General features: G+C 36.3%; 13 protein-coding genes. 2 read left to right on the top strand and 11 right to left on the bottom strand.

Annotation, left to right across the window (positions count from 1 at the left end):
- Nucleotides 1-16: 16 nt before the first annotated feature.
- The 4 genes from JFV29_RS12475 to JFV29_RS12460 are packed head-to-tail and all read right to left on the bottom strand — an operon-like array spanning nt 17 to nt 5009.
- On the bottom strand, nt 17-1498 hold the full coding sequence (locus JFV29_RS12475) for a sugar ABC transporter ATP-binding protein (RefSeq protein ID WP_201183941.1): 1482 nt from the start codon (nt 1496-1498) through the stop codon (nt 17-19).
- Nucleotides 1464-3023 (bottom strand): FGGY-family carbohydrate kinase, encoded by a 1560-nt coding sequence (locus tag JFV29_RS12470; protein ID WP_201183938.1) that lies wholly within the window; start codon nt 3021-3023, stop codon nt 1464-1466. Before JFV29_RS12470 ends, JFV29_RS12475 begins: the two co-directional genes overlap by 35 nt.
- Before the next feature lie 2 nt (nt 3024-3025).
- The gene (locus tag JFV29_RS12465; RefSeq protein WP_201183935.1) at nt 3026-4060 is read right to left on the bottom strand and encodes a galactitol-1-phosphate 5-dehydrogenase; all 1035 of its coding nucleotides are present in this window, start codon (nt 4058-4060) and stop codon (nt 3026-3028) included.
- Between the two features lie 19 nt (nt 4061-4079).
- Nucleotides 4080-5009 carry a sugar-binding transcriptional regulator gene (locus JFV29_RS12460; RefSeq protein ID WP_201183931.1) on the bottom strand — a complete coding sequence of 310 codons (930 nt, stop codon included), beginning with the start codon at nt 5007-5009 and terminating at the stop codon, nt 4080-4082.
- 577 nt (nt 5010-5586) lie between these two features.
- On the opposite strand from JFV29_RS12460, the gene JFV29_RS12455 reads away from it, so the two are divergent.
- Nucleotides 5587-5769, top strand: coding sequence for a hypothetical protein (locus tag JFV29_RS12455; protein ID WP_201183929.1), 183 nt, complete (start codon nt 5587-5589; stop codon nt 5767-5769).
- 698 nt (nt 5770-6467) lie between these two features.
- Here the strand turns inward: JFV29_RS12455 and JFV29_RS30395 are convergent.
- Entirely contained in the window at nt 6468-6590 is a 123-nt protein-coding gene (locus tag JFV29_RS30395) for a YolD-like family protein (protein ID WP_242486853.1), read from the bottom strand.
- Nucleotides 6591-6702: 112 nt separating this feature from the next.
- On the opposite strand from JFV29_RS30395, the gene JFV29_RS12450 reads away from it, so the two are divergent.
- Nucleotides 6703-7683, top strand: a complete 981-nt coding sequence (locus JFV29_RS12450) for a GTP pyrophosphokinase (protein WP_201183926.1) — start codon at nt 6703-6705, stop codon at nt 7681-7683.
- Nucleotides 7684-7756: 73 nt separating this feature from the next.
- Here JFV29_RS12450 and JFV29_RS12445 read toward each other — a convergent pair whose 3' ends face one another.
- From JFV29_RS12445 to JFV29_RS12420, 6 genes are all read right to left on the bottom strand, one after another.
- The gene (locus tag JFV29_RS12445; RefSeq protein ID WP_242486852.1) at nt 7757-8263 is read right to left on the bottom strand and encodes an ATP-dependent DNA ligase; all 507 of its coding nucleotides are present in this window, start codon (nt 8261-8263) and stop codon (nt 7757-7759) included.
- Nucleotides 8264-8614: 351 nt separating this feature from the next.
- On the bottom strand, nt 8615-10180 hold the full coding sequence (locus JFV29_RS12440) for a hypothetical protein (RefSeq protein ID WP_201183920.1): 1566 nt from the start codon (nt 10178-10180) through the stop codon (nt 8615-8617).
- A gap of 475 nt (nt 10181-10655) precedes the next feature.
- On the bottom strand, nt 10656-10841 hold the full coding sequence (locus JFV29_RS12435) for a hypothetical protein (RefSeq protein WP_201183918.1): 186 nt from the start codon (nt 10839-10841) through the stop codon (nt 10656-10658).
- Between the two features lie 187 nt (nt 10842-11028).
- Nucleotides 11029-11346 (bottom strand): hypothetical protein, encoded by a 318-nt coding sequence (locus tag JFV29_RS12430; protein ID WP_201183915.1) that lies wholly within the window; start codon nt 11344-11346, stop codon nt 11029-11031.
- A gap of 110 nt (nt 11347-11456) precedes the next feature.
- Nucleotides 11457-12311: a hypothetical protein gene (locus JFV29_RS12425; RefSeq protein WP_201183912.1), complete on the bottom strand. Its 855-nt coding sequence runs from the start codon at nt 12309-12311 to the stop codon at nt 11457-11459.
- 66 nt (nt 12312-12377) lie between these two features.
- Nucleotides 12378-12941 (bottom strand): hypothetical protein, encoded by a 564-nt coding sequence (locus tag JFV29_RS12420; RefSeq protein WP_201183909.1) that lies wholly within the window; start codon nt 12939-12941, stop codon nt 12378-12380.
- Nucleotides 12942-13514 lie beyond the last annotated feature (573 nt).

Here is a 13514-nt window from a genome sequence, read left to right as displayed (position 1 = left end):
TACGCCTCCTTTTGTATTAACCAGATACGGCGATATTCATAATTTCGCTTTTATAATTGGAAGGGTGCGAAAATTCCTTGATCAACTTACCTTCAAACATTATCAGTACCCTGTCACAAACGGTGAGTAATTCTTCAATTTCTGATGTTGCCATTATTATGCTAGTCCCTTGATTTGAAAGTTCCTTCATAATGCCATAAATTTCGTCTTTTGCTCCTACATCGATTCCTTGCGTAGGTTCATCGAATAGTAGAAGTTTGGATTCATTAATGAGCCACCTGGAAATTATGACTTTTTGCTGATTGCCCCCGCTTAGGTTCCTCATGGGCACATCACTACCGCTTGTTTTAATATTTAATTTCTTAATCATCTCTTGCATAACCATTTTCATTTGCTGTTGTTTTACAAAACTCCGCTTAGAAAAGGTGTGAAGGGAAGGCAGAAATGCATTTTCTAAAATGGACAAGTCCAGGTTAGCCCCTTCAGTTTTTCTATTTTCCGGCACAAGTCCCATGCCAGCATCCACTGCTTTTTGTGGAGAGGATATACTCTTTTTCATCCCATCCATCATTAGTTCCCCTGCTTGTATCGGATCTGCTCCGTATATCGCTCTTAGTAATTCCGTCCTTCCAGAACCTACCAGTCCGTATAAACCAACGATTTCTCCTTTACTTACTGAAAAAGAAACGTCTTGTATTTTATGGTTTGTAAACCCTTTCACTTTTAAGAATTCTTCCCTATTTGTTTCTGTATGGACCTTATCCCTTTTTTCAATAGAACGTCCGGTAATGTGGCGGATTAAATCAGGCTGTGCGAGATTCTTCATCTCATCTGTGATAACCCATTTTCCATTTCTAAGTACGGTTACCCGGTCTCCCACAGCGTATAATTCTTCGAGTTTATGAGAAATATAAACAATCGTATACCCTTGTTTTTTTAATAGTTTAATAACATCATATAGTTTTAACACTTCATCATTGGACAATGCAGTTGAGGGTTCATCCATGATTATTATTTTGCATTCAGCTGCTATGGCTTTTGCGATTTCCGTCATTTGTTTTAAACCCATACTGGCCTTAGATGTTTGCATGGTAGGTGATACAGATAATCCTAGTACAGAAAATAGCCTTTTTGCCTCTTCATTAATCTTTCTCCATTTTACAAAGCCTCCATTTGGCTTTAGATAGTTTCCAAGGAAAATATTTTCTGCTAAACTCAATTCTTCTACTAGGGAGAGCTCCTGATAAATAGTTGAGATTCCAAGAGACATACTATCAACAGGTGTTTTAATTGTTACCGGCTTTCCTTCTAATCTTATCTCGCCTTCATCTTTTGTATATACACCTGATAAGATCTTCATTAAAGTAGATTTTCCAGCTCCATTCGCCCCAATTAGACAATGTACTTCTCCTTTTTTAAGAGTGAAGTTTACATTTTGCACCGCTTTCACACCTGGAAAAGATTTAGACACTTGCTTCATTTCGAGTATGTTGCTCACTCTGGTCACCCCCTCCATTTTTCAATCGTTTCATAATAGGAAATAATACCTGATTTAAATGTAAATAGATTTCAAATAACTTATCGTATTTTTTTGTTTTCTCCATATCTGGGTAATAGGTTTTTTCCATCTCTACCATAGATATCGACGCATCCTTCAAGGTGGGGTGGAATCCTAGACCGTATGAAGCGATAATGGCTGCTCCTTTTGAACCGGTTTCAATATCTTTAGGAATCGAGATTGGAAGTCCAATGACATCACTAATGATTTGCATCCAGCAAGCATTGTGTGTTCCACCACCCCCTGCAATGATTCTTTCAACTGGGATCGAAGAATGATTCATGGTTCGGATTACATTTTTTGTACCAAACGCAATCGCTTCAAGAATGGCTCTATAAATGTGATATTTGTTATGTGATAGTGTAAGACCAACAAAGGCACCAGTAGCATATGGCGTCTTATATGGCGTTCGATTCCCTTTCCAACTATCTAAAACGAGCAACCCTTCACAACCTGGATCAATCTTATTAATTTCCATTTCAAGTTCTTTGTAAATTTCTTTTTTGTCCGTCCGGTGTCCATAAAACTCTTGTAGAAACCATGAAATGATAGATCCGCATGATAATTGACCACCTTCAAGAAGCCAGTGTTCCTCAAGAAGCGGTGAATCATAAGGACCCCAAAGTGAATCATTAAAAACCGGTTTATCGTGGTGCATTAAGTGAACAAAACTTGTACCTGTAATCATACTGAGCTGACCAGGCTCAAGAGCCCCTGAGCCAATCATACCGATATGGGCATCAATGCCTCCTTGAAAAACCGGTATTCCTGTAACCAAGCCTAAATACTCCGCTGCATTGGATGTTATGTTACCCACTTGATCACCGACACTCAGAACTTTTGAAGGCCAGTGTTCAGTAATGCCTTCAAGACCAATCTCCTTGAAGAAGGATTCAGAAAATCCTTCTAGTCGATCAACATAATTCCATTTACAGCTGGCGTTACATTTTGATGCCACAAGCTCTCCTGTTAATTGATAATTGATCCAATCAATTTGTTCGACGATTCTTTTGCCTGTTAAGTCATAATGCTTTTTCAACCATAAGGATTTTGTAGTCATCCACTCAACTGATGTTTTCTTGCCAGAGAATAGCAGATGATTTTCCACTTGAAAATGCTGATTACTATTAATCTCTTCTTCTTCGGCTGTAGCCCGCTGATCCATCCAGCATTGTGCTGGGGTTGTCGGATTCAAGCTTTCGTCTGTTAAGACAACGGTTGAAGAGGTAGCACAAAGCGATATCCCTTTTATCATTTTTGAATCGACCGCTTGAGTAACGTATTGCATGGCCTTCTGCAGCGCTCCCCACCAGTCGTTCGCATTTTGTTCGGAATACCCATTTTTTCTATGGTATGTTGGATAAGAAGCGCTTGCCGTATAAACATGCTTTCCTTCTACTGTGTAGACACCAACTTTTAAAGACTGTGTTCCAAAATCAATACCTAGTACGATATCGTTCTTCATAATTATTCTCCGGGGTAAAGCAAAATTTTATTAAAAACAATTTCTTTGTTTTTTATTTTTTTAAACACGGCTGGTGTTTCGTCTAAATCAAAACGATGGGACACAATTTCTTCGGTTTTGATCTTCCCTTGTGCCATACTCTCAATCACATATGACCATTCCTTACCAGGGAAGGGATCGGAAAAAGAATTCCAAGAGCCGTGAATACCAATTTCATATCGTAATAGACGATCAACTGTTTTAGCAGATAGGGTTAATGGCTGATTAGAGATTCCAAGAAATACAACACGTCCCATTTTCCCAGTAATCAAGACCGCTTGATCTTGTGCAATCGGAGAACCTGATGTATCAATAACAAAGTCCACGTGAGTATCCATTAATACCTGCACTATATTTTTCTTTTTCGAGTTGACTACCCGATCTGCTCCTAGCTTTTTAGCAATTTCAAGTTTCTCCTCGAAAATATCAACAGCAATAACTTCTTTTGCACCCATTTCACGTGCAAATTGCACGGCAAACATTCCAATCGCTCCAAGTCCCATAACTACAGCTGTATCACCTTTTTTTAGGTTTCCTCTCCAAAGTCCATGAACTGCATTTGCAGCCGGATCAACCATTGCTCCTGCATCGTACGATATAGTATCTTCAAGCTTCAGGATATTAGCTTTTCCTACTTTAATGTAGTTCGCCATTGCACCATCTGTTCTTGAACCGTAATAGTTGTATGTGTCACATAAACCAAATTTTCCTTGTTTACAATAAACGCACTCCATACAAGGTTCTAACGGAGCAATAGTTACACGATCTCCGACGGACCATTCCGAAGCATCTGATCCACATTCTACAATCTGTCCTGAAAATTCATGACCTAGTGTTAACCCTTTATAGTAAGCACCTTTTGTTAGTGCTCTAGGAATATCTGATCCACAAATTCCGATTGCCTTCACTTTAATTAATACTTCTGTTTCCGAGATTGACGGTAATTCTACTTCTTCTACCTGTAAATTGCCTGGCTCGTACAATTTGACTGCTTTCATGATTTTTCCCCCATTTAAATTAAACTATTTCTTTTGCTAATTCTTCATCTATGAAAAGTACGTTTACATACCCTCCATTTAAAGCTCCTTTTACACTACCGGCTTTTGCCCTGCCTGCAGCTAAAGCGATTGAAAACTCTTTATTTCGTAATTCTTCTAACTCTAGCCCAATGGTTCGTTTGTTCAAGTCTTTATCGACTATTTCCCCCGCCAACGAGAAATATCTTGAACAAATATCGCCTACTGCTTTTTGATTCATTAATGTTTCGTACGAATCTCCTTTAAAATACCCACCTTTATAGAGAACTGATTCATATGACACATTCCCGATTCCAAATACCGCAATATTACTTTTTTTACCGAGATTTAAAACTTGTTCAATACTAGAATCTGTCATAATTGAATTAGCTATAATCGAAGTATCCACAATGGATGGAACGGGTAAAAGATAATGGTCGGCTGAAAACGCCTCTGAAAACTTTTCAAGCAGCGCCCCTGATCCTGTGGAAAAGTTACTCTTAGCTATTCCCCCATTTAATTGAACTATTTTCATAAAGGGTAATTTTTTTTCCTTTAAATGAGGAATAACGTAACTCATGGATGTCCCCCAAGAAACACCTAAAATCGAGTGTCTCTCACAGATTTCATATAAATATCCTGCAACCGCTTTGCCTATATCATTTTGAATGAGTGGGACATCATCTACATAAACCGGTAAAACGAACACTTTTTTTAATTTATACTTTTCCTTTATCTTATTTGCTAACTCCTGAACTGAATTGAGTGAGTAATTTATTTTGACATCAATAATCCCCGCTTTAAACGCCGCATCAATAATCCGGCTTATTGTTGGTCTTGAATAGCTTAGTTTTTCTGCTATTTCCTTCTGTGTAAGATTCATCTCATAATACATCTTTGCTATTACAATCATTTCTTCATTTGAGTACATTTCATCCTCCCTTCTGAGAAATTATGTTCACTCGTTAAAATTAATTTCATATTTAGATTATAATTAACTTTCTGATAAATGAAAACGCTTTATTTATTTTTGAACATAATTTCAATTGTGTTTAAATAGTGCTACTAGTGTGATGTCTGGCACGCTCAAAACCCTATATGAGCTTAGGAATCAACCGTAGGGCTTACAACAAGATCAATAAAGGCGAACCGCCAACATTTCGCGGAAAACGGTACACGTTTTTGGTGAAGATTAAGGTGTAGTTTGTAACGTGGATTTCTTAAAGATTTTCTATAATCAAAAGAAAAACCAAAAACAAATCTCCAAGATAGCAGTTTAATAACCGTTATTGGTACGGATTTACAGACAATAATCGTTGTTTCCTACAGTATTTTCCTTAACGTATGTTTTCCGCGTTTTGTTGGTAGGACACCTATAGGGGATATCGCCTATAGGTTGGTTAATACCGTTCATTTTCAGGGATTTGTTCGAAGTATTGGAGGAAATTCACATCAAAATTTAGAATATGTGAACCTAGAATGATATCAGTGTGAAAGGAATGTGAGGCATGAAGGTAAAAGAGATATTGGACGACTTATTGATAACCGGCAACACCATAGCCAAGATTGCAAAAAAGAAAGTTGGTATTGGTGAAAAGAAGTTGAAAGAAGCGTTACACAATGCTGGATATGAATATCGAAACTCTGGCCAAAAGGGCTGGTACTATGTAGGTGAAGGTGAAGAACCGTGAACAGAGAATTAATTGGGATTGCCTTTATTATAAAATATGAAGTTTCTTGAAATTATCTATACCGTCTCACTATTACAAAATTACTTGGCATTTTGAGATGTGATTTTGAGTTTTTAATAACTTCCTATAATATATGTTATGTAAACTAGAAAGAAAAAGTGAACGGATTATCCTCTTAATGGAATAATCCACATTTAGTAAATTATGTAATTTTTAGTTTGCGAGTTTTCAAACTCCCCTTTCATCATCGTATGCGCATTAGAATTAAATACCTTTAAATATAAGTCAAGACTAGCAAATTTGCTAGTCTCAATTTAATTCCCGCCTACACTTAAGCGCGGCACGATTCTGAGTTATTTTTGTCGTATTTAGAAACAGAAAAAAGACCTCAACGTAATCGTTGAAGTCCTGATTCAATTGCTTTTATGATACCAGTGGCCGGGTCGAACCGTCACTCCAGAGGAACACGATTTTGAGTCGTGCTATAAAGAGTCTCCGTTTCCCTAACGAGTAGAGAACGATGACGTCAGCGTTTATATATTATCGTTCAGTATTTACGAGTATTACGATGCGTACGATTGTATCACTTAAACGTAATTGTACACGGACAGACTTCGGAAAGCAATAATAACTATTAACGCTCAGCCTTCGTTTTCTCGCCTATATAATAGGAAGAAACACGCAAATATCTGCGAAATTTATTCGTTAACCTCAACGGCAATTATGTCGGCTATCTTTACTCGGTTCACTTCGTCTGCTTCCATTTTAAGGCGTACCTCCTTACGTACAGGATCAACGTAATGAACGCGTCCTACTATCATTTAGCAAACATTATACACGAATATATGTTCTGAATAAAAACTATTAAATTCCATTGTTGGTATCTTTATCATATAATAGGATAATATAAATTATCTTACGGAGGTTTACAACTTGGACTTTACTACCGACTATCTTGATTATTTAAAGCCATACAAAACAAATGTTCCTTTTTATAATTCTTTAATTGATGAAGCATTATTTATATTAGATAAAGAAATTAAAGCATTAGATATCAAAACTCAACCTATATCTTTTAGAGTAAAGGATGAAGTTTCTTTTATAAATAAAGTCAAAAGGAAAGAAATTAAAGAGCCTTTTAAAGAGATTACAGATTTTGTAGGATTAAGAGTTGTTTGCTTATTCCGCTCTGATATAAAGCGAATTGAAACAATAATTAAAGATAATTTTTTATTAATTGAAGAAGATAATAAAATAGATGGAAACCAAACTGAATTTGGATATATGTCCTATCATTATATTGTTAAATTAAAGGAAGAGTATAGCGGTCCAAGGTATGATGAGATAAAGGGCATTTCTTTCGAAATACAAGTAAGAACAATATCAATGGATGCCTGGGCTAATATATCGCATTATTTAGATTACAAAACTGTAAATGATGTTCCTGCCTCTTTAAGAAAAGATTTTAATGCTATTAGTGGTTTATTTTATGTTGCTGATACACATTTTGAAGTATTCTTTCAAGAAACATTGAAGAATAAGGAGGAAACCGAAGAAAAGATCGAACACCTTCTTGAAGATACAGATAATAAGGAAATCGAAGAAATAAATTTTGATAGTCTGAGGGTATATTTAAACAAGAAATTCCCTGAGAGGGTTCACTCTCAAGATAAAACCATATCGGATATAGTTAATGAGCTCCTCTCTTTTGATTATAAAACTATTAATCAACTCGATGAAGTTGTTAATAAAACATTAAATGCAGCGTTGAAATACGAAGCAGAATTTCCTCCTGTAGGCGAAATCTTTGAAGATGGTGGGATAATGAGGGCGATAATTGGTATTTATGAAAACAAATCAAGAAAAAGTAATAAAGGTATTTATAATCTATACGAACAATACATTGAAAAATAATAATTGTGACAAAAAAGAGCCCGCCATTAGACGAACTCTACGAAACTAGGCAAGCGCAGCAGGCCCGCCTTAGTTAGATTTGATATTTAGCTCGGCATTTAATCGGCGAAATGTACTCGTTGCGCTCCGACTCATCTATCGCCTGAGCAGCATAAACTTTGCACTTAGCAACCTGAGGCACGCCGAGCTCCATAACGCCAGCATAGCGACCAACATCGAAATAAAGCAGCCAGCCGAACTCACCCTTGCGTCGGCCAACAACGAACACGTCAGCGTACAGGTAATTGATTACCTTCAGCCAACTGGAAGAACGTTTACCGACTTCGTAGCGTGAGTCCTTACGTTTTAGCACGACGCCTTCAAGCGCCTGTCCGCAAACAGTATCGTAATAAGCGGCGCCGTTTCCTTCGAAGTACTTCACCTTCGATAGCAGGTCGGAGTCTTCCGGCACCTGGTAAGCGAGTATTCCCTTGCGATTGAGCAGTGACAGGTTGGTAACGGACTGGCCTTCGTGTTGCAGGACTTCGAACGCAGCGAAAGTGAAGGGCGTGCTGGTGCGGTTACTTTGGAACCGGCTCATCATTCTATGCATATCTATCGTAAAGAAAGTAAACGACAATATGTACTTGTGGCTCTTAGTAAAGAGTTAAAGAATTAGAAAAGGAAATTGAAGATTTTAAAAAACAACTTAAAATTAAAAATGGTAATATTTACAATGAAATTTAACGTAGTGTTGATATCTTAACTCAAATTAAAAAGGACTTGATTACAGTCCTTTTAAGAATTTTTTATGATTTACGCACCCATTAGCTTAACAACGTCTATTCCTTTAATGGCATGAATGATGATGGCTTTAATTCTTCACTTTCAATAACAATAGCAGCTAATCCTGTACCTACTTAATTTCACGCCTTTCTAATCTCATAAAAAGTCAAAATTCATTATCTTCAACCATATAATCCTCATCTTCCGTTTCTCCAAAAACTTCAACTCGTTCACTTATTAATGACTCCATGTATTCATTAATGTTAACGCTTATAGTTTCTATATCTTTTAGAAGCGATATACTTGATTTTAAATTTATTCTATAAAATTCCTCATAACTAGTTTTCTGTCTATTTGTGGTAGCATATGCAGGCATTAAATATTTACTAATGCTGTTTTCTAAATCATTTATTAAATCACTATATAATATCAAATGATAATTTTGAAACCAATAACGTTCCTCATTCTTTGATTTTAATTTTAAAATATAATCAGAATTAAACAGATTGTCTTTTAAATAATAAGATACGAGTAACTGATTATTACTTTCAACAACAATATCAACAGTTTCTTCTAATATACAATTAAATCCTAATATTTTAATCGTATAATAATAATATAGTTGTTCTTCATTAAAAGATTTAGATAATACCTCAGTATATCTTACCTTTAAAAATTTTTTAAATTTTTCTCCTGAGAAAAGATCCACATGTTTAAAATGATTTATAGAATATAACATAGTTTCAGGTGAAAATTTGAATATATAACATAATTGATGATAATTAAATACTTCGATAGCAAATTTTTTAATATCAAGATCATGAAAATACGTTGATTTAAAAAATGTATTTAAAAAGGTTTTTTGGAGTTTATTATCTTTTAAATTTGACATACGATAAATTAATTGATTACTAAAATAGAGTTTATTATCATTTCTATTTTCATCATACCTACTTTTACAATCTGATATTATTTTTTTCCAGTATTTTTCAGATAAATGATAGTTGTTATATGTCAAATAAGTCCATGACTCTATTTTCCCATCATTTCTCTCTAAATTATATTTTTCCAATACAGCATCAAATATTCTAATTACATTTTCATTATTTTTTTCATTACAAAAAAAGTAAAAATCGTCTGAGAAGTATGAAAAACTACATTCAACCTTACCTTCTTTTAATCTAACTTCGATTTCATCACTTATATCTTTTAAATATTTTTCTGCAAAATACAATGATATATAATTACCCATTATGAGACCATTTGTGTTACCTGAATTTAAATTTGTTAAATAGTTTTCATCCCCAGCATTTTCAAATTTAATGTCATGTGTATATATCCTTTCATAATAACTTTTAATATCCAATTTCACTAATTTATCGTATACGCATAATTCTTGAAAATCATTTTCTAATTGTTCATCGTATACACCTGTTGCAAAATCTCCTGTATCTAAATTTGGCACTATTCTTTTGTGAGTATCTATACTAGAAATGTCTACAAAGTTTCTCGCATTCTTGAACCTATTATATGCACAATAGAAATTTAAGATATTTGGCATCTTTAATGTTCTATACTTATTATCTTCTTTTCTCACACGAAAATTTATAGGCTCAGTCCAAGATAAATCTTTAATGCCCATTTCATCAACTCTAGTTGGATAACTCATATTATTAATATTTAAAAAATGTCTAACTGGGTTTTTAAAATTATAAAAATTATTTATTTTCATATAATTAATCTCCTAATAATCTAATGATGACTGAAACTAGTATTAACTTTATCATTTTTTATTTATTCCTTCATTTCTATGTTCATATGTAAAGAAAGGAATACTACCTATATTAACGAAATTAATTAAGACTTAAATAAAGATAATAGCTTCGAAGTCCGGCTTTAATGCGCTGTCAGTCGAAATGAGTTCGCCATCGAGCGTCGTGCCAGGTGGAAGGCCACGCGAATGTAGTTCGGGAAACTTTGGCGGTCAGATCAACGGAATATATCCATCGAGTTTCAGTTCCGTTAGGTAATCAGAGGAATCAAACGGCTCACCGTATTTGTGTATAAGCATTGGCGATATGAACAATGTAATTTACCTCGCCTATTACTTTATTATGACGTAGGGTAATCTGCCTATTTTCGTAGGCTAGTAGATTTTTGAAATATATGAATACCAAAATAAAAAGAACCACTAGGGTTCTTTTAAATTATTTAACCAACGTATAACCTAACTCTTCCCAGTAGGAAAGTTCAGAGCTTTCTACACAGGAATACGACTTATGTTCGTTAGTAATTATTATGTGGCCATCTAGTTTATGTTGTTTTGCTTCTTCTAGTGATTCAAACGTTAATGCAGGATTAATAGAATGTCTAGCGGTTGGTCGTGGTTCCATAATTTAAGTCACACTCCTTTTTGGTATATTTTATCAAAAAAATATAAAATTAACAATATCACAAAAAACTTCGAGAGTAACCGGAAAATTAAATCTGAATCTATATGTACTACGCAAGAGCCCGAAAGCCCTCGCATATCTTTCTTTGCTTCGTTCATGCGGGATTTCCATTCGCTATTTTCGAGCGTTAATCGAGCTCTGATCGTTCCTGCGTTTGCTGCTCCTGCCATGTTTTCTCCTCCTTACGTATTTTCTTTTCTCTAGTTTTGTTGTACTGCTTGTAAGACTCTCTTCGCTGCTTGGAAACACAATAGCGACAGGCTGTATATAAGCCATGTGAATGTGATTTGTTTTTATGAAAATGCGTTAGACTATGAAATATCCCACAATGAGAGCATTTCTTAATCTCAGTTGTTACATGCGGGGATTCTTCGATTTTTGCTATTACTATGGGGTATTTAGTTATTGGGCCCCTTCTACTTTTCTTACTGATATTTCTTTTCATTCCTTTTCCTCCTAAATAAAAAAGAGCCACCGCCTGAAAAAAAGCGAATGGCTCCGTTATGTTTTTATTTGTTTCTATATGGTGTTAGCCCTATTTAATGCCTTCGTTATCTAAGTTTGTACATCTAGAGCTCTTTTTGCGCGCGTATATGCGATCTTATCCTCCATCTTGCCCGTGCGTCTCGCCTTTTCTGCGAGCTCCTGAAGCTCCTGCATTCCGTTCCCCTCCTGCCATTGCGAGCTTGTCTCTGCTGCACCTATAAGAGCAAGCCTGTCGTTTGGATTGTGTAGGTACGTTGAGGCATCCAGTGATATCTCACGCATTCCCACGTCTACCGCACGCGAGATTCCGGAAGAGTTGAGGAATGATTCCGCAGTTTCTAAGATGTCTGCGGCTTCTCTGCTTCCCTCTGGGAGAGCTTCCTTTGATGCCGTATTGTATAAGTCTCCTATTTGTTTTCGAGCTGCTGGACGGTCGGCAGGCGGTACGAGATCGATTATATGATCGGATAGAGCAAGAATCTTCCCTTTGATTTGGTTTGCAAGCCCCGCCTCGTCTCCTAATGCAACGAGTTTCTCGAGAGCTTCTTTTGCTCGATCTGGCGTGACTGCGAACTTGATTTTCGCTTCGAGTTGTTCCGCTTTCTGATTGAAGAACGTCTGCTTCTTCGGATCCACGGGCGGAATATCGCTTATGAGGATTGTTTCCGCAGCTTCTTTAATTTCCTGCGCTACTTTGTGCCTCTCTTCTTGAAGTCCCTTTGATAATTCGAGAGCTTTTTTTTCAAAAACCGACTGTAGCTTTAAGAATTGTTTTTCTCGTCCTTTTTCGGATAAATCATGATTTCGCATGATAGATGCTCGCTTCTCTCTGTATTCCTCTAGTAATTGACGGAAAAATCCCGTGCTTTCTTGTCTTAGTGTGTGTACGTATCCGATGCGTTCTTTCATTTCTGAGATGTTCATAGTTTATTTCCTCCTAGATTTTTTAAATATGTTGTTTGTTGTTCCTTATGATAGCTCTGAGCAGCATTACATCCGTCCTAAAATTCGAGCGGTAAATAAGATCTGGATTGATGAGATATCTTCTTGATCCGTTTGCTTGGAAATAAGTACAGCTCCCTTTTTGTTAAGTCCGCTCATGAGTTTTCCCACGGTTTTTCTATCGTGCCCGATATGGTACGCAAGCGTTTCCCGCGACATATGTCTGATTATCTGCGCATCTTTTTCCGTATAATTCTCACATAGATAGTATGTAGCGAAATGAAAATACGGTATTACTTTCCATAGTAGACCCGCTTCTTGAATAGAAAGCTCTTCCACAAGGTTTCTGGACTTTACTATAAAGAGCTTCGTATAGTCTTTCGTATGGATTTCCCCTCCGAATTGAAAGAATCGAGGATTAATAAAGAACGCATTCGACCGTCCATCTCTTGCCTTGCTGACGAGTTCGAACGCTTCGAGACGATTTATGATACTCTTCGTGGCAGTCGATCCCCTACCGAATATCTTCGCAAGATCCTTAATATTCAGGGACTTGCCGCAGTCGATTAGCCTTCCGTTCTCCTTCCATCGTAAATAACCGAGTAGTCGCATCGCTGCCCCTGCTTCTATAAGCGTTAATTCGTGATTTATCTTTCGTAACTCTTGCGGAAAGCACGCGATAAAATTCGGTCCTTTTCCTTCTTAGATTGCTCTTTTCTTCGCTGCGTAACGTATTTGCTGTTCTGTTTTGGGGCGAAGCTCCTGTAATAACCACCCCGTATCCAGATCTACGATTCCTCGTCTTTTTGTTTCCATCGAATTTCTCCCCTTTCGTGTTAAAGGCTTCGTGCCTCCTTATGCATTAGCGAAGGTTATTACGTTCTTGATACATAATTTTCAGCACGAAAAAGAGCCCCGAGATATCGAAGACTCTTCGTTCATTAATTCGTTCTTTAATACTTTGGGCTTCGCCCAGCTACGGGCTTTCGCCCTCGCAATCACTATGTAATATCGTAGGTACTCGCATTCTCTTACAATAACGTGATATAGATATATCCTTGATGCGATAACAGGAGAATTTATTCGACTGTAATGTTTGTTTGTGTTCCCTAAGAATAAAGAATACACAACACATCAAAAACGCTTTAAACCCTTGCTGTTCTAAGGTCGAATCCTCTTTTCACA

The sequence above is a fragment of the Peribacillus sp. TH16 genome, assembly GCF_016651095.1.
GTDB lineage: Bacteria > Bacillota > Bacilli > Bacillales > DSM-1321 > Peribacillus > Peribacillus butanolivorans.
The sequence above is the reverse complement of the archived record's forward strand: the minus strand, read 5'-3'. Positions and strand labels throughout refer to the sequence as shown.